The 19,914-nt window shown below is 74.3% G+C and carries 18 protein-coding genes and 1 tRNA gene; 8 read left to right on the top strand and 11 right to left on the bottom strand.

Features of this window, described 5'->3' with window-relative positions:
* Positions 1 to 5 precede the first annotated feature (5 nt).
* From rlmB to L6E17_RS15680, 3 genes are all read left to right on the top strand, one after another.
* Positions 6 to 956, top strand: coding sequence for a 23S rRNA (guanosine(2251)-2'-O)-methyltransferase RlmB (gene rlmB / locus L6E17_RS15690; RefSeq protein WP_236241405.1), 951 nt, complete (start codon positions 6 to 8; stop codon positions 954 to 956).
* A gap of 319 nt (positions 957 to 1,275) precedes the next feature.
* A complete protein-coding gene (locus tag L6E17_RS15685) occupies positions 1,276 to 2,736 on the top strand; it encodes a DoxX family membrane protein (RefSeq protein WP_308315883.1) in 1,461 nt (486 codons plus the stop codon).
* A gap of 75 nt (positions 2,737 to 2,811) precedes the next feature.
* Positions 2,812 to 3,405 carry a helix-turn-helix domain-containing protein gene (locus tag L6E17_RS15680; RefSeq protein ID WP_236241404.1) on the top strand — a complete coding sequence of 198 codons (594 nt, stop codon included), beginning with the start codon at positions 2,812 to 2,814 and terminating at the stop codon, positions 3,403 to 3,405.
* On the opposite strand, the gene L6E17_RS15675 is transcribed toward L6E17_RS15680, so the two are convergent.
* The 3 genes from L6E17_RS15675 to L6E17_RS15665 all read right to left on the bottom strand — a co-directional run bounded on the left by L6E17_RS15675 (position 3,402) and on the right by L6E17_RS15665 (position 6,000).
* On the bottom strand, positions 3,402 to 4,094 hold the full coding sequence (locus L6E17_RS15675) for a nucleotidyltransferase family protein (protein WP_236241403.1): 693 nt from the start codon (positions 4,092 to 4,094) through the stop codon (positions 3,402 to 3,404). The two genes, L6E17_RS15680 and L6E17_RS15675, sit on opposite strands and share 4 nt — an antisense overlap.
* A gap of 70 nt (positions 4,095 to 4,164) precedes the next feature.
* The gene (locus L6E17_RS15670) at positions 4,165 to 4,578 is read right to left on the bottom strand and encodes a hypothetical protein (RefSeq protein ID WP_236241402.1); all 414 of its coding nucleotides are present in this window, start codon (positions 4,576 to 4,578) and stop codon (positions 4,165 to 4,167) included.
* A gap of 315 nt (positions 4,579 to 4,893) precedes the next feature.
* Positions 4,894 to 6,000, bottom strand: coding sequence for an ABC transporter ATP-binding protein (locus tag L6E17_RS15665; protein ID WP_236241401.1), 1,107 nt, complete (start codon positions 5,998 to 6,000; stop codon positions 4,894 to 4,896).
* A gap of 188 nt (positions 6,001 to 6,188) precedes the next feature.
* On the opposite strand from L6E17_RS15665, the gene L6E17_RS15660 reads away from it, so the two are divergent.
* Positions 6,189 to 6,262, top strand: a tRNA-Thr gene (locus tag L6E17_RS15660).
* A gap of 120 nt (positions 6,263 to 6,382) precedes the next feature.
* On the opposite strand, the gene L6E17_RS15655 is transcribed toward L6E17_RS15660, so the two are convergent.
* The gene (locus tag L6E17_RS15655; RefSeq protein WP_236241400.1) at positions 6,383 to 7,774 is read right to left on the bottom strand and encodes an FAD-binding oxidoreductase; all 1,392 of its coding nucleotides are present in this window, start codon (positions 7,772 to 7,774) and stop codon (positions 6,383 to 6,385) included.
* Positions 7,775 to 7,860: 86 nt separating this feature from the next.
* Here L6E17_RS15655 and L6E17_RS15650 point away from each other — a divergent pair, with 86 nt between their 5' ends.
* Positions 7,861 to 8,334 (top strand): GNAT family N-acetyltransferase, encoded by a 474-nt coding sequence (locus L6E17_RS15650; RefSeq protein WP_236241399.1) that lies wholly within the window; start codon positions 7,861 to 7,863, stop codon positions 8,332 to 8,334.
* Positions 8,335 to 8,409: 75 nt separating this feature from the next.
* Here L6E17_RS15650 and L6E17_RS15645 read toward each other — a convergent pair whose 3' ends face one another.
* Positions 8,410 to 9,627 (bottom strand): IS110 family transposase, encoded by a 1,218-nt coding sequence (locus L6E17_RS15645; protein ID WP_236238829.1) that lies wholly within the window; start codon positions 9,625 to 9,627, stop codon positions 8,410 to 8,412.
* Between the two features lie 428 nt (positions 9,628 to 10,055).
* Positions 10,056 to 10,739, bottom strand: coding sequence for a ScbR family autoregulator-binding transcription factor (locus L6E17_RS15640; RefSeq protein WP_236241398.1), 684 nt, complete (start codon positions 10,737 to 10,739; stop codon positions 10,056 to 10,058).
* Between the two features lie 243 nt (positions 10,740 to 10,982).
* Here L6E17_RS15640 and L6E17_RS15635 point away from each other — a divergent pair, with 243 nt between their 5' ends.
* Together L6E17_RS15635 and L6E17_RS15630 are read left to right on the top strand one after the other, a co-directional pair.
* Complete coding sequence (locus tag L6E17_RS15635; protein WP_236241397.1) at positions 10,983 to 11,756, top strand: SDR family NAD(P)-dependent oxidoreductase; 774 nt, start codon at positions 10,983 to 10,985, stop codon at positions 11,754 to 11,756.
* Between the two features lie 586 nt (positions 11,757 to 12,342).
* Positions 12,343 to 12,930, top strand: a complete 588-nt coding sequence (locus L6E17_RS15630) for an NADPH-dependent FMN reductase (protein WP_236241396.1) — start codon at positions 12,343 to 12,345, stop codon at positions 12,928 to 12,930.
* Between the two features lie 115 nt (positions 12,931 to 13,045).
* On the opposite strand, the gene L6E17_RS15625 is transcribed toward L6E17_RS15630, so the two are convergent.
* From L6E17_RS15625 to L6E17_RS15605, 5 genes are all read right to left on the bottom strand, one after another.
* Complete coding sequence (locus L6E17_RS15625) at positions 13,046 to 14,008, bottom strand: ScbA/BarX family gamma-butyrolactone biosynthesis protein (RefSeq protein WP_236241395.1); 963 nt, start codon at positions 14,006 to 14,008, stop codon at positions 13,046 to 13,048.
* A gap of 810 nt (positions 14,009 to 14,818) precedes the next feature.
* Positions 14,819 to 15,766 carry an NAD(P)-dependent oxidoreductase gene (locus L6E17_RS15620; protein WP_236241394.1) on the bottom strand — a complete coding sequence of 316 codons (948 nt, stop codon included), beginning with the start codon at positions 15,764 to 15,766 and terminating at the stop codon, positions 14,819 to 14,821.
* Positions 15,767 to 15,874: 108 nt separating this feature from the next.
* Positions 15,875 to 16,375, bottom strand: coding sequence for a hypothetical protein (locus L6E17_RS15615; protein WP_236241393.1), 501 nt, complete (start codon positions 16,373 to 16,375; stop codon positions 15,875 to 15,877).
* Between the two features lie 925 nt (positions 16,376 to 17,300).
* Positions 17,301 to 17,927: a response regulator transcription factor gene (locus L6E17_RS15610; protein ID WP_236241392.1), complete on the bottom strand. Its 627-nt coding sequence runs from the start codon at positions 17,925 to 17,927 to the stop codon at positions 17,301 to 17,303.
* Positions 17,924 to 19,075 carry a sensor histidine kinase gene (locus L6E17_RS15605; protein ID WP_236241716.1) on the bottom strand — a complete coding sequence of 384 codons (1,152 nt, stop codon included), beginning with the start codon at positions 19,073 to 19,075 and terminating at the stop codon, positions 17,924 to 17,926. Before L6E17_RS15605 ends, L6E17_RS15610 begins: the two co-directional genes overlap by 4 nt.
* A gap of 251 nt (positions 19,076 to 19,326) precedes the next feature.
* Between L6E17_RS15605 and L6E17_RS15600 the strand changes: the two genes are divergently transcribed.
* Entirely contained in the window at positions 19,327 to 19,911 is a 585-nt protein-coding gene (locus L6E17_RS15600; RefSeq protein WP_236241391.1) for a heme-binding protein, read from the top strand.
* Positions 19,912 to 19,914 lie beyond the last annotated feature (3 nt).

Here is a 19,914-nt window from a genome sequence, read left to right as displayed (position 1 = left end):
ACATCATGGCCGGGAACAGCCAGCGCAGGAACCGCCGCACCAGCAACAAGAAGGGCGCGATGGTCGGCAGCGGTGGCAACCGGCGTCGCTCCCTCGAAGGCAAGGGGCCGACGCCGCCCGCGCACATGCGCAAGGGCCACGTGAAGAACCGCGTCGCGAACGCCAAGGCCAAGCAGGCGCAGCGGCGCCCCGTCGCCCGCCGGGGAGGCAAGGGCCAGGCCGAGATGGTCGTCGGCCGCAACCCGGTCTTCGAGGCGCTGCGCGACGGTGTGCCCGCCACCACGCTCTACGTCCAGCAGTTCATCGACAACGACGAGCGGGTCCGCGAGGCGCTGAAGCTCGCGGCGGACCGCGGCGGCATCCACCTGATGGAGGCCCCGCGCGCCGAGCTGGACCGGATGACCGGCGGCCTCAACCACCAGGGCCTCGTCCTCCAGGTCCCGCCGTACGAGTACGCGCACCCGGAGGACCTGGCGGCGGCCGCGTTCGACGAGGGCGAGGACCCGCTGATCGTCGCGCTGGACGGCGTCACCGACCCGCGCAACCTCGGGGCGATCGTGCGCTCCGTGTCCGCGTTCGGCGGCCACGGCGTCGTCGTGCCCGAGCGGCGCGCCGCGGGCATGACCGCGGGTGCCTGGAAGACGTCGGCGGGGACGGCCGCCCGCACCCCGGTCGCCCGCGCCACCAACCTGACCCGGGCCCTGGAGGCGTACAAGAAGGCGGGCATCACCGTCGTCGGCCTCGCCGCCGACGGCGACGTGGAGCTGTCCGACCTGGAGGCCCTCGGCGGGCCGGTCGTCATCGTGGTCGGCAGTGAGGGCAAGGGCCTGTCCCGCCTCGTCGGCGAGACCTGCGACGTCCGGGTGTCCATCCCGATGCCGGGCGGCGCCGAGTCGCTGAACGCCGGCGTCGCGGCCGGTGTCGTCCTCTACGAGGCGGCCAGGCGCCGCGTCTGACCGGGCCGCCCGCCCCGTCCTGCCGGGACCCGTCATGATCTTGACGGGTCTCGGACATTTCCCCGCCGTCAAGGCAGTGTCCTAAACGCTCATCACTCGGTTAGATGAGTGTGGACACCAGAACGCCCCGGCCCGGGTTCGATGATCAGCCTGCGCTGAGCATGGTCAAGGTGAACAGTGACCCCGCGCAGGTCATCGTGAACCACGCCAGCTTCCGGGTACAGCTCGCCCCGGTCCGGAAGCCCCGCTTCTCCGACCCCGCCCGCGTCCCCGCCCTCAGCGGCGCGGCCCCGGGCGCCGCCCGGCGGCGGCCCGTCGTGTGGACCGGAAAGTCCTCGCCCGGCGACGCCGGCGCGACCGGACTCCTCCAGGCCGTACGGGACTCCGCGGCCGTCGACGCGCTCGCCGGCCCCCGGGCACCGCCGCGCGGGATGCCGGAGCGACGCAGGTCATCCCGCGCATCGCCCTCGCCGACGACGACACCCGCCCCACCCCGGTCGTCGGCGGCCCCCGCGGACCGCACGCCACCGAGTCCCCGCTGCTGCCGCCCATGCGGCGCGCGGAGGGCGCGTACGACGCCCCGCTCGACGAGCCGGACCCGCACGGCGCCGCCGGACACCCGTACGACGACCCGTACGACGAGCGCGCCGGCCAGGCCGACCAGCGGCACGCCTACTACCCGGGGCGCCGCATGAACCTCGGCGTCGTCCTGCTGCCGCTGCGCGTCTTCCTCGGCTTCATCTCGGTCTACGCCGGCATGGGCAAGCTCTGCGACCCCGTCTACTTCGACGGCGGCGAGCGCGGCTCCATGGTCAACTGGCTGAACTCGCTGCACCCCTGGCCGCTCGCCGAGCCGCTGCGGGACTTCGCCCTCGCCCACCCCGTGGGCGCCGGGCTCAGCGTGGCCTTCGCCCAGGTCGTCGTCGGTGTCCTCACCGTCCTCGGCCTCTGGCAGCGGGTCGCCGCCGTGTTCGGCGCGCTGCTGTCGGCCGCGCTGCTGCTGACGGTCAGCTGGCGGGCCGTGCCCGCGTACGACGCGCCCGACATCATCTACCTGGCCGCCTGGTCCCCGCTGATCATCGCCGGAGCACCCGTCTACTCCGTCGACGGCCGCCTGGCCGGCGAGGCGTGGCGCACCCTCGGCCCGCGCTCCGCGCTGTGGGCGCTGCGCCGCCGCGTCCTGCGGCGCGGCGCCGTCGCCGCCGCCGTGGTGGTGGGGCTCACCCTGCTCGTCGGCTCGCTGCTGGGCGGAGCCGTACGGTCCTCCGACCTGATCACCGTGCCGGGGCCGAACGACGACCCCACCAACCACCTGCCGGGCCGCCCCCTGCCGCAGGAGCCGGAGGGCGAGGGCTCCCCGTCCCGCGCGGCGACCACCCGCGAGCCGCGGCCGTCGTCGTCGGCGGCCAGCACCCCGTCGGCCTCCGCGTCGGCGGCGAGGAGCCCTCGGAGGGCCGCACCGGCGGACCCACCGGGACGGTCCGGGAGACCGGCCGCGTCGAGGAGCAGCAGCCCACCGCCACCCAGGGCGGCGGCGCGCCGCAGCAGCCCCGCCCCGAGCCGCCCGCCACCAGCTCCGGCCCGACGGCCGGCGGCGACAGCGGCGGGACCACCGGCGGCGGCACGGGCGAGGACACCGGCTCGGACAGCGGCACGGGCTCCGACTCCGACGAGGGCGGATCCTCCGACGGCAACCGCAACCCGCTCGGCGGCCTCCTGGGCTGACCCCAGGGCCGCACCACCCGTCCCCGCAGGGCGGTCACCGCGCAGGCGCCGGTGACCGCCCTGCCGCATACGGCGTGCTGTACCGGCAACGGGAATTGCCATCCCGGGGAAGGACGGCTGGACTGGGGGCATGGCGGACGACATCAGCGGGGCGCTCGCGGCGGTGGGGCCCCGCCTGAAGGATCTGCGCACCCGGCGCGGGCTGACCCTGACCGCGCTGTCGGAGGCGACCGGCATCTCCCGCAGCACCCTGTCCCGGCTGGAGTCGGGGCAGCGCCGCCCCACGCTGGAGCTGCTGCTGCCGATCTCCCAGGCCCACCAGGTGCCCCTGGACGAGCTGGTCGGCGCGCCGGACGTGGGGGACCCGCGGGTGCGGCTGAAGCCGGTGCGGACCGGGCACGACGCCACCGTGGTGCCGCTGACCCGGACCCCGGGCCCGCTCCAGGCGTACAAGATGGTCATCCCCGCCGGCCGCACCACGCCGGAGCCGCGCACCCACGAGGGGTACGAGTGGCTCTACGTGCTGTCGGGGCGGCTGCGGCTGGTGCTGGCCGACCACGACCTGGTGATGGGGCAGGGGGAGGCGGCCGAGTTCGACACGCGGCTGCCCCACTGGTTCGGCAGCACGGGGGAGGGCCCGGTGGAGCTGCTCAGCCTCTTCGGGCGGCAGGGGGAGCGGATGCACGTACGGGCGCAGCCGCGGGCGCGGCGGGGCAGCGCCTAGGCGCGGTCGCCGACCAGCTCCTTGGCGGCCTCGGTGAGGTCCTTGGCGGTGTCGATGGCCCGCCAGTAGGCGCCCTGCGGCAGCGGGAAGCCGGCGAGGCGGCGTTCGCGCGCGAGGCGGGGGAAGGTGGTGCGCTCGTGGTCGCCGCGCTCGGGGAGCAGGTCGCGGAAGCCCGCGGAGAAGACGTACACACCCGCGTTGATGAGGTAGGGCGAGGGCGGCGCCTCGATGAAGTCGGTGATGTGGCCGAAGGCGTCGGTCTCGACGGCGCCCCACGGGATGCGGGGCCGGGCCAGGGCGAGGGTCGCGGCGGCGTCGCGCTCGGTGTGGAACGCGGCCATCTCGCGCAGCGAGAACCGGGTCCAGATGTCGCCGTTGGTGGCGTACCAGGGCGCGTCGGGGCGGGGCAGGCCGGCTGCCGCGTACTTCAGTGCCCCGCCGCGGCCGAGGGGCTCGTCCTCCACGACGGTGCTGACGCGCAGCGGCAGCCGGGCGGTGGCCAGCCAGTCCTGGAGGACGCCGGCGAGGTGGCCGCAGGAGACCACGGCGTCGGTGACGCCCTCGGCGGCGAGCCAGGACAGCTGATGGCCGATGATCGGGGTCCCGGTGCCCGGGATCTCGACCATCGGCTTGGGGCGGTCGTCGGTGTACGGACGCAGACGGGATCCCTGGCCTCCTGCCAGGATCACGGCCTGCGTGGGGGGCGCCTCGCCAGGGTGCGCGAGGGGGGTGCCGGCCACGTGGGGGGTGCGGGGGCTGTCAGCTGGCGTGGGCGACGCCGGAGGCGAAGGACGTGTCGCAGACCGGGCGCGAGTAGGACTGCGCGCGGGTCGGCCCGTAGTGGAGGACGGCGGCCTGGCCGAGGTCGCGGGCGAGGGACATGCAGTACTTGCCCAGGGACGGGCTCTGCTCCACGGCGCGCTGCAGGCTGGTGAGCGCGGTGCCGGGGTCCTTCTCGCGCAGCTCGACCATCAGGCGGTCGCGCAGGACGTCCTGCGGGGCGCGGGGCTTGGCGGGCTCCGAGACGCTCTCTGCGGACGCCGTGAGGAGCTCGGTTTCGGGGTGTGCACCTGCCCAGGGGACGCTGGTGACCGCGAGAGTTCCGGAGAGCACCAGGACGACGGGCAGGACGAGAGCGAGGGTGCGGCCGATGCGGCGTGCTGTCTGGGTCACGGGAGGGAGCGTAGCGGTCGGTGAAGTTTCAGAGACGTTTAGTCACTCTGATGAGGGAGGTTTCTTTCCCCTTTTGGGCGTGCGGAGTTGACGCCGGCAGGGGAACGGCGGCCGAAACGCGCCCTGCGGGCGGGGCCGGTGGGGTGGCGGGGACGCGAACGGCCCCGCGTCCGGCGGACGGACGCGGGGCCGCTGCGGTGCCGCGCGCACCCGCCCCCGGCGTGCGGGCCGCTCGCCGGGGGCGGGCCGGTGCGCGGGCGTGGCGGGTGGTGCGCGGTTCGTGCGGTGGTGCGGGTGGTGCCTGGTGGGCGCGGGTCAGTCGGAGAGGCGCTCGCCGGTGGTGGTCGAGAAGACGTGCATCTCGTCCGCGCGCGGCACGACGTGCAGCGTGGAGCCCTTCGCCGGGATGGAGCGGCCGCCGACGCGGACGACGAGGTCCTTGGTCTCGCCGGCGACCTGGGCGGTGCCGTAGACGTAGCCGTCGGCGCCGAGCTCCTCGACGACGTTGACGGAGACGGCGAGGCCGGCCGGCGCACCGGCGGCGGAGCCGTCGGCCACGTCGAAGTGCTCGGGGCGGACGCCGACCGTGACGGTCCGGTCGCCCTTGGCGGCGGCCGCGGACAGCGCGTCGCGGGACACCGGCACGACGCTGTCGCCGAACATGACGCCGCCCTCGGCGATCGGGACCTCGACGAGGTTCATGGCGGGGGAGCCGATGAAGCCGGCGACGAAGAGGTTGGCCGGGCGGTCGTACATGGTGCGCGGGGTGTCGACCTGCTGGAGCAGGCCGTCCTTGAGGACGGCGACGCGGTCGCCCATCGTCAGGGCCTCGACCTGGTCGTGCGTGACGTAGACCGTGGTGATGCCGAGGCGGCGCTGGAGCGACGCGATCTGCGTACGGGTCGAGACGCGGAGCTTGGCGTCCAGGTTGGACAGCGGCTCGTCCATGAGGAAGACCTGCGGCTCGCGGACGATGGCGCGGCCCATGGCGACGCGCTGGCGCTGGCCGCCGGACAGGGCCTTCGGCTTGCGGTCCAGGTACGGGGTGAGGTCGAGGATCTTGGCGGCCTCCTCGACCTTCTTGCGGATCTCCGCCTTGTTCACGCCGGCGATCTTGAGGGCGAAGCCCATGTTGTCGGCGACGGTCATGTGCGGGTAGAGCGCGTAGTTCTGGAACACCATGGCGATGTCCCGGTCCTTCGGCGGCAGGTGGGTGACGTCGCGGTCCCCGATGCGGATGGCGCCGCCGTTGACGTCCTCCAGACCGGCGAGCATGCGCAGGGACGTGGACTTGCCGCAGCCGGAGGGGCCGACGAGGACGAGGAACTCGCCGTCCGCGATCTCGATGTCGAGCTGGTCGACGGCGGGCTTGGTGCCACCCGGGTACAGCCGGGTGGCCTTGTCGAACGTGACAGAAGCCATGGTGGTGGTTTCCCTTCACCGGCAGGAACGTGCCGGACGATCCGAGTAAAGGAAGGAATGTTCAGGTCTAGTCCATGCGAGTGAACTGCGGGTGACGGTACCTGGCCGGGGCGGCTCCTGTCAGCACCCGCGGGCCGGTGACCTTCCCGACCACGGCGCGCCGCGGCTCCGGTTACACTGGCCCGGTTGCCGCCTTAGCTCAGTTGGCTAGAGCGCTTGACTTGTAATCTTGAGGTCGTCGGTTCGATTCCGACAGGCGGCTCTTCCCCGAAGGCCCCCGGCCCCTCCCGGCCGGGGGCCTTCGGCGTCGTACGGGGCCGGTCGCGGCCGGGCGGCGGACCGGCGGGTGCGGTCGGCGGCGGACCGGCCCGGCGGGGTGCGGTCAGTGGCGGCCCGCGACGCGGTCGGCGATGCGGGCGAGGCGCGCGGTGTCCGCGCTGTGCGTGGCGGCCTCCCGGCGGTCGGCGTGCCGGTACGCGGCGTACAGGGCGTGCACGCCGAGCCAGCGCAGCGGCTCGGGCTCCCACGTGCGGACCCGGTGGCCGACCCACGGCAGCGCGGTCAGCTCGGTGGGGCCGGACTGGCCGGAGTCCTGCTGGATGAGGTCGCGCAGGGTGCGCGCGGCGAGGTTCGCGGTGGCGACGCCCGAGCCGACGTAGCCGCCGGCCCAGCCCAGGCCGGTGGTGCGGTCCAGGGTGACGGTGGCGCACCAGTCGCGGGGCACCCCGAGGACGCCCGACCAGGTGTGGGCGATCTCCACACCCGCGAGCCGCGGGAAGAAGTCGACCAGGATGCCGTGCAGCTCCCGGACGGCAGCGGGCCGGGTGCGGCCGTCGTGGTCGGTGCGGGAGCCGTAGCGGTACGGGGCGCCGCGCCCGCCGAGCGCGATCCGGTCGTCGGCGGTGCGCTGGGCGTACATGTAGGCGTGGGCGGTGTCGCCGAGGGTCTCGCGGCCCTCCCAGCCCAGCTCGGCCCAGACCGGGGCCGGCAGCGGAGCCGTCACGATCATGGACGAGTTCATGGGGAGCCAGGTGCGGCGCCGGCCCTTGAGGGAGGCGGTGAAGCCCTCGGTGCAGCGCAGCACGTACGGGGCGCGGACGGTGCCGTACGGGGTGACGGCGTGCTTCGGCCTGATCTCGGTGACGGGGGTGTTCTCGTGGATCGTCACGCCGAGGGACTCGACGGTGGCGGCAAGGCCCTTGGCGAGCTTCGCCGGCTGGATGCGGGCGCCGTGCGGCGTCCACGACGAGCCGACGGCGCCGCTGACCTTGAGGCGCGCGGCGGTCTCGCGGGCCCCGTACCACTCGCGGTCCTGCTCGCCGAAGGCCAGCTCGGCGGCGTAGAGGCTTTTGAGGCGGGCCAGTTGGGCGGGGGTGCGGGCGACTTCCAGGACCCCGCCGCGGTGGATGTCGGCGTCGATGCCCTCCCGCGCGGCGACGTCGACGACCTCGGAGACGGTGGCGTTCATGGCCTGCTGGAGCCGTACGGCGGCGTCGTGGCCGTGCAGCCGGGCGTACCGGTCGCGGCCGGCGATGCCGTTGTACAGCCAGCCGCCGTTGCGCCCGGAGGCGCCGTACCCGCAGAAGCGGGCCTCCAGGACGACGATGTCGAGGAACGGCACGGCCTTCTTCAGGTAGTAGGCCGTCCACAGGCCCGTGTAGCCGCCTCCCACGATGCAGACGTCGGCGGCGATGTCCCCGGGCAGCGGCTCCCGCGGCGTCGGAGTGCCCTCCTGCGCGTACCAGAACGAGATGCCGCCGTTGATCGTGTTCATGGCGGGGGACGTTACTGGATGGGCGGGGCCGCGGGGAGGGGCGCAGCGGGTGGACGGCGGCGGGGCGGTGGCGGCAGGCTGCGGGCATGATTCGTACCGCCGTACCCGCCGACGTCCCGCTCATCCACGCCATGGTCCGTGAGCTCGCCCTGTACGAGAAGGCACTGGAGGAGGTGCGGGCGACCGAGGACCAGCTGAGGGAGGCGCTCTTCGGCGAGCGGCCGGCCGCGTTCGCGCATGTCGCGCAGGACGACAGCGGGGAGGTCGTCGGCTTCGCCCTGTGGTTCCTGAACTTCTCGACGTGGCGCGGGGTCCACGGCATCTACCTGGAGGACCTGTACGTCCGCCCCGAGGCCCGGGGCGGCGGCCACGGCAGGGCGCTGCTGCGGGAGCTGGCGCGGATCTGCGGGGAGCGCGGCTACGAGCGGCTGGAGTGGTCCGTCCTGGACTGGAACGAGCCCGCGATCGGTTTCTACAGGTCGCTCGGCGCGGTGGCGATGGACGAGTGGACGGTGCACCGGCTGACGGACGACGCACTGGCCGCGCTGGGCAAGGAGTAGGCGGCGAGGGGGGTGCCTCTATGTCTTTCGTCAAGGCACCTCTGTCGGGTTTCGGGTGGTTCGGGCTTGCTGAAGCTATGCGGCGAGTTCGACGTCCGTCGGTGTCCGGGGTTCGTAGAAGGTGCCGTCGCGGAGCATGGCGAACAGGACGCTGATGCGTTGGCGGGCGAGGCGGAGGAGTGCCTGGGTGTGGGTTTTGCCGCGGGCTCGTTGCTTGTCGTAGTAGGTGCGGGAGGCCGGGTCGGCGTTCATGCAGGCGAAGGCCGAGAGGAACATCGCCCGTTTGAGCTGCCGGTTTCCGCCTCGGGGTGCGTGTTCGCCGTGGATCGAGGTCCCGGACTGCTTCGTGGTGGGTGCGAGGCCGGCGTAGGAGGCGAGGTGGGCTGCGGTGGGGAAGCTGGTGCCGTCGCCGACGGTAACCAGCAGGACGGCGGCGGTCCTGACGCCGACGCCGGGCATCGACGTCAGGACCGGGGAAAGAGGGTGAGCCTCCAGCAGAGCGTTGATCTGGGCTTCCATCGCCCGGCGCTGGGTGTGAACAGCGGTGAGCGAGGCGGCCAGGGAGGGGATCACGATGTCGAGGGTGCCGGTGCCCGGGACCACGACGGTCTGTTCGTCGAGCGCGTCGAAGACGTCGTCGATCAGCCGGGTGGCCATGCGCGGGGCCTTCGGGCGGATCAGCTCCACGAGTCTGCGGCGGCCTGCCTTGCGCAGGGCGGCCGGGGATCCGTAGCGCTCCAGCAACCAGGTCACGGCCTGGTGGTCCAGGCGCGGGCCCAGGACGCGCTCCAGCGAGGGGTGGAACTGGGTGAGCAGACCGCGTATCCGGTTGGAGGTGCGGGTGGCCTCGGCGGCGAGGTCCTGGTCGAAGCCGACGAGCACGGTGAGCTCGGCAGTGATCTCGTCGGTCAGTTCCAGCGAGCGCAGGGTGTGCGGCATAGTCCGTGCGGCGTCCGCGATGACGGCGGCGTCTTTGGCGTCGGTCTTGGCCTCGCCCGGGTAGAGGTCGGCGATCCGGCGCATCGCGAGTCCGGGCAGGTAGGCGACCTGGCAGCCGGCGTCGCGGGCGACGGTCAGCGGCAGGGCGCCGATGGAGGCGGGCTGGTCCACGATCACCAGGACGGTGCCGAACTTGTCGCGCAGCTTGTCGAAGACGGCCCGCAGCCTGGGCTCGCTGTTGGGCAGCGGTTTGTCGAAGACCTTCTTCCCGCCCGGGGTGAGCCCATGACCGTGGTGGGCACTCTTGCCGACGTCCAGGCCCAGGAACACGCCCACGTCTTCGATCTCGAACATCGTGCCCCTTCCCAGGGGGTGTTGGCGGTGCCGGCCTCGGCTCGGGTGTCGTGCTCGCGCATCCACGTTATGCAGACCTGCCGCCCGCGAACTGTCCGGCATTGCGCCGGACCGGACGGTGGCCGGACCTCTGATCAGCGTCTCCGACGAACACCCCCGGACCCGGTGACACCACCCCCCAGGTCATGCCTTCGACAGGGGGCAACAGTCATGCCGGGCCCGGAGGCCAGCGGCCCCGTTGCGGAGCCGCAGAAAACATAACGGGGCGGTCCCGGTGGCGCCGGTGCCGGCGGGGCCTCTTCCCACGGGGCGCGGCCGCTCGCTCACCGGGCAGGGCCGGGCGGGTGCCCGGCTTGCGCGGGGGTGCTCGTGGGCCGGGGTGGGGCCCCGGCCGGGGCGGGTGGGGGGTCGCGGCGGTCCGGTGGGTGTCAGGCGGGGATGCTTTCGGACGCGGCGGCCCGGTGGACGGCCTGGGCGTCCGCGTTCATCTCCTCTATGACGCGTGCTCCCCGGTCCGGTGCCATGTCGAGGCGTGCCAGTACGGCCGGGGTGGCGATGCTCGGGTAGATGTAGCCGTACAGGTCGGCGACGCGGTCCTCGAAGTCCTCGCGGTCCGTGAGGGTCTCGGACACGGACTGGGCGCCGGTCCAGGCGGCGGTGAGGGTCCACGCCGCCGAGGCCGTCTCCACGTGCGGCAGCAGCTCGCCCTGGTTCTTGGCCTGGTCCAGCAGGTCCCGGGTGAGCTCGATCCAGCCGGGCAGGGAACCGCCGCGGAAGGTCTTGTTCGTCGCCGGGCCGAGGGACAGCCGGGCTCCGGCGCTCAGCATCGGCTCGCGGCGCATGCGGTACGCCAGGACCATCGACATGTCGAAGATCTCCTGGAGCTTGATGTCCCGGGGCGGCACGCCCCCCTCCGCGAACTGCTCGTCGATCACGCCCTGCGCGAGGAGTTGCTTCGACGGGAAGTGGAAGTACAGGGCGCCCTTGGTGACACCGGCCCGGGTGAGGATGTCCGCGATCGTCGCGGCCTCGTACCCCCGCTCGTCGAACACGGCCGCTGCCGCCTCAAGGATCGTGCGACGGGTGCGGACTGCCCGTTCCTGCTGTGCCACGGTGCCTCCGGTTGCCAGGTCTCGTACGGCCGAGCGGGTCCACTGCATCAGCCATGTACCTGGAATTCAACCAGGGGGTCCGTATTTTTGTCAGCTCCGTCACCGGGGCGGGCGGCCGACGCGGCGCGCCTCTGGCGGAGAACCTACTGGTCAGCGCAGGGCGCGCGGGCCCGGAGGCGACTTGTTCAGGAGTGTAGTACCGCATGTCCGGTTTGATAGAGGCTGACTGGTACCGTCCGTCGCATGATCGCCGGTAGCAGCTTGCTCGCAGGGAAGTCGGTACTGGTCACGGGGGCGGGGCGGGGGATCGGGGCCGCCGCGGCGCGGGTGTTCTGCCGCGAGGGCGCCGCGGTGACGCTCGTCGCCCGCAAGGAGGCCCAACTGGCCTCATTGGTCGAAGAGTTGACGGCTCAGGGGGGTCGGGCGCAGTACGTTGCCGGGGATGTCGCGCGGCGGGCGGACGCCGACCGCGCGGTGGCGGCGGCGGTCTCCGCGTACGGGGGGCTCGACGCGGCGTTCAACAACGCCGGTGTGGCCGCCCTGCCCGGGCCCATGCACCTCATGGAGGACGCCGTCTTCGACGAGGTGATGGAGGTGAACGTCCGGGGGGTGTGGAACTGCATGCGCGCCGAGCTCACCGCGATGCTGGAGCGGGGTGCCGGCGCCATCGTCAACAACAGCAGCACCGCCGGGCTGGTCGCCACCGCGGCCGGATCGCCGTACATGGCGGCCAAGCACGCGGTGATCGGTCTGACGAAGGCGGCGGCCAACGAGTACGGCTCCGCCGGTATACGGGTCAACGCCCTGGCCACGGGCGCCACCCGCACCGAGATGCTCACCGGCTGGCTGGCGGAGGACCACCCGGCCCGGGAGAACGCGATGGCGGGCAAGGCCATGCTGGGCCGTCTCGCGGAGAGTGAGGAGATCGCCGAGGCTGCGGCCTGGCTGTGCAGCGACCGCGCCTCCTATCTGACGGGCACCACGGTCGCGGTGGACGGCGGCCGCCTCGCCCGCTGAGCCCGCGGCGCGGTGGGGAAACATGCCGACGGTCCGTTTTTCCGGGCGGCATTGACCTCAAGTGGAGTTGAGGTCCTACGTTCTCCGTATCGCCCCGCAGCCGCGGCGGCGGGGCCAAAGTGGCGGAAACGGAGGGGTGTCGCGATGCGGGGTGTCGTGTTCCACGCGTACGGGGGGCCGGAGGTCCCGAACCGGCGGAGCGCCGACGCCCCGAAGACCCCTCCGGTACGCCTCCCCGCCCGGCGTGGGCGCCGCCGCCCCGGCCGCGTGCGGGCACGGTCTGACCGGCCCTGACCGGCCCTGACCCGACTCGGTCGGGCCTGACCGGTCCGCTGACTCCGTGTGCGACTGCCTCCTGTGTGACTGCCTCCTGTGCGGCCGCCTCTCGTGCGGCCGCCCCCTGCTCGGTGGCCCCACGTCTGGGCGGTGGGTCGCGGGGGCGCTCGGTGGGCCGCCTGTCTGGGCGGTGGGTCGCCGGTCTGCGCGGTGGGCCGCGGGGCGCTCGGTGGGCCGAGGGTCCACTGCGGCGCCGCCTTCTTCGTCCTCTTCTTCTTTGCTCCCTCAACTCCACGAATCGAGGAACACCATGTCCGAGTCGCCTCTCAAGATCGGTGTCATCGTCGGCAGCGTCCGCACCGGGCGGTTCGCCGACACCATCGCCCGGTGGTTCGTCTCCGAGATCGGCAAGCGCGACGACATGGAGGTCCATGTCGTCGACCTGACCGAACCGGCCCTCGTCGAGGAGCTGAAGCTCACCCTGGAGGAGGCCGGGGCCTCCGGCAGCGCGCCGCGCCTCGCCGAGCGGATCGCCGGCCTCGACGGCTTCGTGGTGATCACGCCGGAGTACAACCACGGCTACCCGGCCTCGCTGAAACTCGCCATCGACTACGTCTACAGCGAGTGGCGGGCCAAGCCCGTCGGCTTCGTGTCGTACGGCGGGATGGTCGGCGGCCAGCGGGCCGTCGAGCAGCTGCGCCAGGTCTTCGCGGAGCTGCACGCCGTGACCCTGCGCGACACGGTCAGCTTCCACATGGCGTGGGAGAAGTTCGACGAGGACGGCCGGCCGTACGACGCGGAGGGGCCGGCGAAGGCCGCCGCGGTCATGCTGGACCAGCTCGCCTGGTGGGGGGTCACCCTGCGCGAGGGCCGTGCGGCCCGTCCGTACGGGGGCTGACCGCCGCTGCGTACGCGGTACGGCCCGGAGTGCCCGGGCCGTACCGCGTGGTGGCGGGGCGTGCGGGCGTGGGGGGTGGGGCGTGGGGGGTGGCGGGTGCCGTGCCGAGGGCGGGTCAGACGGCCATGCGCTGGGGCGTCAGGAACGTGCACTGGAAGACCGGTTCGCCGGCCTGGTGGCCGGTGACGCTCACGACCGCCCGGGTGCCGGGGGCGAGCGGCGGGATGACGCGCGTCGCGATCCGGCAGGGGATGCCGAACTCGGCATAGCGGTGGAACGAGATGCTGCCGTGCACGGGCAGGAACGCGGTCGGCGCGGTGGCGGCGTACGCGGCCTGGCGGGCTGCCTCGAAGAGCAGCATGCCGGGGATGTGGTCGTTGGGCCGCTGGAAGAGCGTGGGGTGCCGGGTGTCCACCCGGAGGTTCCACTCGCCGGGCTCCTCGGCCGTGGGCGAGAGCAGGACGTGGTCGACGTGCGGGCGCCCCACGAGGAACGGGTCGACCGGCGGTTCGACCGGAACGGCGAGCACCGGCACCGAGCGGTCGCCGCGCAGCCGGCGGTAGGCGGGCCCGCTGGTGAGGCGGACGTCGCCGCCGCTGGTGGCCACCGGGCGGCCGTCGCGCTCGAAGACGGTGTCCACACGCATCTGCGAGACCCGGCCGCAGCGGTACGTGAGCTGCGAGAACGTGATGCGGACGTCCACCGTGTTGTCGCTGTCGCTGACACCGAGGCCCTCGGGGTGGCAGGTGTAGTCGAGGTCGGTGAGCAGGAAGTGGTGGTCCAGCGGTATGTCGTACGCCGCGTGGATGACCGCCATCGCTGCCTGCCGCATCGTTTCTGCAATCAGCATCGGATCGTGGATGCCGCCCTGGACGGGGGCGAAGAACGGGTGGTCGGCCGGCCAGCACGCCTTGACGAGGAACTGGTTCGCGTCGAGGGCGGTCCAGGCGATCGGGAACGCGTCCTCCTCGCGCACCCGGTGGCACATCGCCGCGGACATGGGATGGAAGGGTCTGGGCGCGGGCGCCGTGGCCACCGCGGTACCGCCCGTGCGCTCCGTGTACACCAAGTCGAGCATGCGTCTCCCCCTTGATTGAGAGCCACGTCTTGTCGCTCCGCGGCCAAAGATACAGACGCGCCGGTATTTTGTCGTGGCTAAAGATCGAGCCCCGGTCGCTCGCTTTCTGCCGAATGAACGAACGGTTTCGCGACTCCGAAAGCGTGACAAGCGGGGTCAACTGGCCAGCGAGGAGGGGGAGATGGGGCGCTTCGTCTGTGGAGAGTGAGGAGATCGCTACGCTGTGTAGCGGAATTTCTCGTTCCCTGCGAGGCGTCGAAGCGGGTAACAAACCAGGAGCGCGGTTTCGTACTCGGAATGAGTACGCGTAACTACGTCAGCTGATGGACGCGCTGTCCGTGATCGAGCGGGGACAGCTCGTGCACGGTTTGAGTGCGGTTACGGATCGGTTCATGAACAGTTCGGTGTGGGTGTGGGTGTGGGTGTGGTGCGGGCGGGGTCGCGTGCGTGGTGCGGGTGCGGTGCTGCGTGTGTGAGGCGGATGCGCGTGTCGGGGGCGGGTGCCGCGTGCGGGCGCGTGCCGCGTGCCGTGTGCCGGGGTGCGGGTGCGCGCGCGTGGTGGGGCGCGGGTGCCGCGTGGGGCGTAGGGCGCGGGCTGCGGGGCGCCGCCTCCTCGTAGCCGGGAGGGTGCCCCGGGTGTCGGGCTCCGCCTGCGCGCGGCGGGCCCCGGGTACGGGGAGTGCCCCGGTACGGCGCCCCGGGTACGGGCGCGCCCCGGTGCAGGGCCACAGGCGCAGGGACCCGGTGCAGGGCCCCGGTAGGGGGCGTACTCCGGTGCGGCGCCGGGAGGCCGCCGGCAGGGCCGGCCGTCTACCGCGCGCCCACTTCCGCGCTGCGCCGGGCGTGGTCCTGCGCGTACCAGTCGGCGTACGCGGGGAAGGCGTCACGGAACGCCGGGCCGGGCCCCGCCGGCACCATCGACCACAGGCGGCTGCTGTCGTACCAGTGGTCCGTCGCCAGCAGCGACACCATCCTGCGCCCGCCGGGCATCCCGGCCGCCGCCAGCAGCTCCGCGGCGCGCTCACGCGCGACCTCGCCCGCGGGCTCCGGCAGGCCCAGCGCACGGCACACCGCGGTGAGGAGCTCCCGTGCGGTGACGGGTTCCGGGTGGCTCGCGTGCAGCACCCCGCTGGCCAGCCGCCGGGACGGCGCCCCCGTCGCGAGGTGGGCGAGCGCACCGGCCAGCGCGTCGGCGGACACCATGGAGATGCGGGCGCGGCCGCCGTCCACCCAGTGCGGTACCGCGGCCAGGATCCGCACCAGTGCCGGCACGACCCAGGTGTCGCCCGCCCCGTACACGAGATGCGGGCGGAGCACCGTGCCTCCGGCCGCGAGTACCAGCCGCTCCCCGGCCAGCCGGGTCACGCTCGTCGGGGACACCGGCTCCTCGGCCAGGCACCCCTCGGCCTCCCCGCGGTGGGGCTCGTCCCGGTACACGGCCGCGGTGCCCAGCTGGACCACGCGCCCGACGCCGGCCCGCCCGGCCTCCGCGAGCAGGGCGCGGGTGCCCTCGGTGTTGACGGCGCGGCAGCTCTCCTCGTCGCCGCCGACGCGCGCCGCGAGGTGCAGGACGGTGTCGACGCCCTCGCAGACGCCGCGGAGCGAGGCGGGGTCGGCCAGATCGCCCCGTACGGCCCGCACGGGCCGGTCGGACCACCGGGCGGGCAGCTCCCGGCGGTGTGTCAGGATCCGCACGTCGACGTCGGGGCCGAGGCGGTCCACCACATGGGCCCCGACGAAGCCGGTGCCCCCCGTCACGAGTATCCGCTGCCTGATCAACCGGGTCCCCTCCCCGCGCGGTCCCGGGGGACCGCTCGCCGACGATCGTTCGGAACGCCCGATGCTACTGGCCCCGTGCGGGACGCGTTACGGCACGCGGGGAAAGCGTGCCTGGAGGTCCCAGACGGCCGGGTTGTCGGCCAGGTCCTCGTGCAGGTCGGTGAGGTCCGCGATCAGGTCGTGCAGGAAGTCCCTTGCCTCGCGGCGCAGTTCGGCGTGGCTGAAGGTGAGCGGGGGCTCGTGTCCGGGCATCCAGTCGGCCTCGACGTCCACCCAGCCGAAGCGCCGCTCGAAGAGCATCCGGTCCGCGGACTCCGTGAAGTCCAGCTCGGCGTGCTGGGGCTGGGCGGCGCGGCTGCCGCGGGGGTCGCGGTCGAGCTGCTCGACGATGTCGCACAGCGCCCACGCGAAGTCCAGCACGGGCACCCATCCCCAGGCTGTGGACAGCTCCCGGTCGGCCTCGGTGTCGGCCAGGTACACGTCCCCGCAGAACAGGTCGTGCCGCAGCGCGTAGACGTCCGCCCGCCGGTAGTCCGTCTGCGGCGGGTCGGGGAAGCGGCGGGAGAGCGAGTAGCCGATGTCGAGCACGTAGGCGATGGTGTCATGGCCGCGGGCCCGCCCGCGGCCGGGCCCGCACGACGGGACGCCCGGCCCCGCGGGCCGCCTGTGCGGCGCCTGCGCGCCTGCGCGCCTGCGCGTCTGCGCGTCTGCGCGGAGCCTGCGCCCGGCGGAGGGCGGGCGGGCGAGGGCAGCCGGGTGGTCCGGGTCCGGGCCGCCGGTCCGGGGCAGCCGGGTGGGCCGCCGGGCCGGGGCCGCCGCAGGCGCCGGGGCGCGCGGCCGGGCTCCAGCCCATCGGGGCGGCAGGCGCATGGCCGGGTCATGGCGGGCCGCCGGCCCAGGGCGCGAGGCCGGGGCGGGCGGGCTTCAGCCCATGGGCGGCAGGTGCATGGCCGGGTCATGACGGGTCGTCGGCCCAGGGCACGGGGCCAAGGCGGGCCGCCGGGCCACGGCGGGTCTCGACGCACGGCCCGCGGCCACGGCGGGCTCCCGGACGAGGGCCCGCGGCCACGGCGGCCCCCGACGCACGGCCCCCGTCCAGGGCAGGTCCCCCCGCTCAGAGCAGCCTCCGCTGAGGGCAGGCCCCCCGCCCAGTGCAGGCCCCCCGCCCAGTGCAGGCGCCCCGCCCAGTGCAGGCGCCCCGCCCAGTGCAGGCGCCCCGCCCAGTGCAGGCGCCCCGCCCAGTGCAGGCGCCCCGCCCAGTGCAGGCCCCCGCCCACCCGCCCCGCGCCGCGCGCAGGCGGCGGCCCAGGGCAGGCCCCCCACTCAGAGCAGCCTCCGCCGAGGGCAGGCCCCCGCCCAGAGCAGCCTCCGCCGAGGGCAGGCCCCCGCCCAGGGCAGGCGGCCGTTCCGGGCGCAGGTGGCGGGCAGGGCATGGCGCGGTCCGTGGCCAGGGTGGGCGGTCCGCGCCTCGGGCGGGCAAGGCATGGGCCGTTGCCTCCCCCGCGTGGGGCGGTCAGGGCAGGAGGCGCTGTTCCTTCGCCTGGGCCACCGCGCCCGCGCGGGTCTCCACGCCGAGCTTCGTGTAGATGCGGCCCAGGTGCGTCTTCACCGTGGCCTCGCTGATGAACAGCGCGCGGGCGATGTCGCGGTTGCCGAGGCCCCGGGCCAGCTGGCCCAGGATGTCGCGTTCGCGGGCCGTCAGCGCGGGGGCCGCCGCGCCCCGCACCCGGTTCATGACGCGGCCCGCCACCGGGGCCGACAGGGCGGTGCGGCCCTCGGCGGCGGCGCGGATCGCCGCGAAGAGCTCCTCCGGGCGCTCCGCCTTCAGCAGGTAGCCCGTCGCGCCCGCGTCGATCGCGCGCGTGATGTCGGCGTCCGTGTCGTACGTGGTGAGGACCAGCACCCGCGCGTACGACGCCTGCGTGATGCGCCGGGTGGCCTCCACCCCGTCCGTGCCGGGCCCCAGTTGGAGGTCCATGAGCACCACGTCGGGCCGCAGCTTCGCGGCGGCCGCCACCGCCTCCTCGCCGCCGCCCGCCTCCCCGACGACCGTGAGGCCCGGCTCGCTGGCGAGCAGCGCCAGCAGTCCGGCGCGCACGACCGCGTGGTCGTCGCACAGCAGGACCCGTACCTCCTTCACGGTGCCTCCTCCCTCGCCGCCGCCGGGCCGCGCAGCGGGATCGCCGCCGACAGCACCGTGCCCTCGCCCGGTGCCGACTCGACCGCCAGCGTGCCGCCCAGCGAAGCCGCCCGCGCGCGCAGCGCGGGCAGGCCGTGGCCCCGGCCGTCCCGCGCCGGAGCCGCCGCCGGGGCGAAGCCGCGCCCGTCGTCCGCGACGTCCAGCACCACCTGGTCGTCCAGGTACGTCAGGGTGAGCGCCGCCGTGGCCGCGCCCGCGTGCTCCCGTACGTTCGCCAGGGCGCCCTGGGCGATCCTCAGCAGGGCCGACGCGACCGGCGCGGGCAGCAGGGTGCCGGGTCCCGCCGCGCCCTCGATGTGCACCCGCACCTCCACGCCGCCCGACGCGGTCTCGCGCGCCGCGAGGGCCGCCAGCGCCTGCGGCAGGTCCCCGCCGCCGGCCAGGTCCGCGGGCGCCAGGTCGTGCACGAACCGGCGCGCCTCCGCGAGGTTGTGCTCCGCGATCGACGCGGCCGTACGGACGTGGCGGCGGGCCGTCGCCGGATCGCCGTCCCAGGTCCGCTCCGCCGCCTGGAGCAGCATGCGCTGGCTCGACAGGCCCTGCGCGAGGGTGTCGTGGATCTCCATGGACAGCCGCTGCCGCTCCGCCAGCGTGCCCTCGCGCCGCTCCGTCGCGGCCAGCTCCCTGCGGGTCCTGATCAGGTCGTCGATGAGCGCCCGCTGCCGGTCGGCCTGGCGCTGCGCCTGCACGAACACGGCCGTCGCGATGGCCGCCGCGGCGGGCGGCGCGGCGAGCAGCACCGGGTCCACGCCGTCGTCGGCGAGCTTCTGCAGCGCGGCCACCACGAACACGGTGAGCAGCGCGACCAGGAGCAGCGCGGCGCGCGGCGGCAGCGTGCGCAGGCCGGTGTACAGCAGGGGCACGGCGCACAGCGCGAAACTCGGCGCCAGCACCACCAGCACCATCCACACCGCGACCACCGCCACCAGCCACACCGTCCGCCGGCGCGCGATCCGCGGCTCCAGCACGTACAGCAGCGCGAGCACCGCGGACAGGGCGACCACCCACAGGCCCCGGTCCTCCCACGGGTGGCGCAGCAGGAACCGTACGAGGGACGAGACGAGCAGCGCGAAGAACGCGGCGTGCATCACCCACGCCAACCACCGCGCGTCCACTTCCCGCTCCTGCCGCTCCACGTGCACGCCCCCATCCTCCGCCGGGCCTGGCGATTCGGCATCAACCGATCGGCTGACCCCGCTGTCACCCCCTCCGTTGACGCGAAACCCCAGGTCAGAGCCGCAGGATCGGGAAGTGCGGCGGGACGCGGCGGATCGGCCCCGCGCCCCGCGGCAGCCGCACGCGGCCCTCTCGGACCGCCCGACACCTCACGGAGCCAGCCATGCACAAGCAGCAGAAGCAGACGTCCCTGCGCGCCCGCGTCCTCGCCGGGGGCGCGGTCGCCGCCGCCCTCACCGCCGGCACCGTCGGCGCCCTGTCCGCGAACGCCGCCGAGCCCGCCGCCGCCGAGCCCGCCGCCGCCAAGCCCGCGGCCGCCGTGTCCGTGACCGACCGCGACGACCTCACCCGTACCACCCACCTCACCGTCGACGCCGCGACCCGGGCCGCCCAGGCCACCCTCAAGGCCGCGGCCGAGGACGGTCAGCGGGTCACCGTCGCCGTCGTCGACCGCAACGGCAACACCCTCGTCGTCCTGCGCGGCGACGGCGCGGGCCCGCAGTCGTACGAGTCGGCGCAGCGCAAGGCGTTCACCGCCGTGTCCTGGAACGCGCCCACGTCCGTGCTGGTCGAGCGCCTGGAGTCGGCACCGAACCTGAAGGACATCCCGGGCACCCTCTTCCTCGGCGGCGGCGTGCCCGTCACCGCCTCCGGCGCGCCCGTCGCCGGCATCGGCGTGGCGGGGGCGCCCAGCGGCGGCCTCGACGAGGAGTACGCCCGGGCGGGCGCCGCCGCCCTCGCCGACTGACCC

The sequence above is a fragment of the Streptomyces sp. CC228A genome, assembly GCF_021390935.1.
Lineage (GTDB): Bacteria > Actinomycetota > Actinomycetes > Streptomycetales > Streptomycetaceae > Streptomyces.
This window is presented reverse-complemented; position numbering and strand designations above follow the sequence as displayed.

Coding starts and splice junctions, on each gene's coding strand:
- L6E17_RS15665 (WP_236241401.1), bottom strand. CDS start 6,000: ATGGCTTCTGTCACGTTCGACAAGGCCACCCGGCTGTACCCGGGTGGC.
- L6E17_RS15600 (WP_236241391.1), top strand. CDS start 19,327: ATGCACAAGCAGCAGAAGCAGACGTCCCTGCGCGCCCGCGTCCTCGCC.
- L6E17_RS15630 (WP_236241396.1), top strand. CDS start 12,343: ATGTCCGAGTCGCCTCTCAAGATCGGTGTCATCGTCGGCAGCGTCCGC.
- L6E17_RS15680 (WP_236241404.1), top strand. CDS start 2,812: ATGGCGGACGACATCAGCGGGGCGCTCGCGGCGGTGGGGCCCCGCCTG.
- L6E17_RS15650 (WP_236241399.1), top strand. CDS start 7,861: ATGATTCGTACCGCCGTACCCGCCGACGTCCCGCTCATCCACGCCATG.
- L6E17_RS15635 (WP_236241397.1), top strand. CDS start 10,983: ATGATCGCCGGTAGCAGCTTGCTCGCAGGGAAGTCGGTACTGGTCACG.
- rlmB (WP_236241405.1), top strand. CDS start 6: ATGGCCGGGAACAGCCAGCGCAGGAACCGCCGCACCAGCAACAAGAAG.
- L6E17_RS15645 (WP_236238829.1), bottom strand. CDS start 9,627: ATGTTCGAGATCGAAGACGTGGGCGTGTTCCTGGGCCTGGACGTCGGC.
- L6E17_RS15605 (WP_236241716.1), bottom strand. CDS start 19,075: ATGCACGCCGCGTTCTTCGCGCTGCTCGTCTCGTCCCTCGTACGGTTC.
- L6E17_RS15625 (WP_236241395.1), bottom strand. CDS start 14,008: ATGCTCGACTTGGTGTACACGGAGCGCACGGGCGGTACCGCGGTGGCC.
- L6E17_RS15655 (WP_236241400.1), bottom strand. CDS start 7,774: ATGAACACGATCAACGGCGGCATCTCGTTCTGGTACGCGCAGGAGGGC.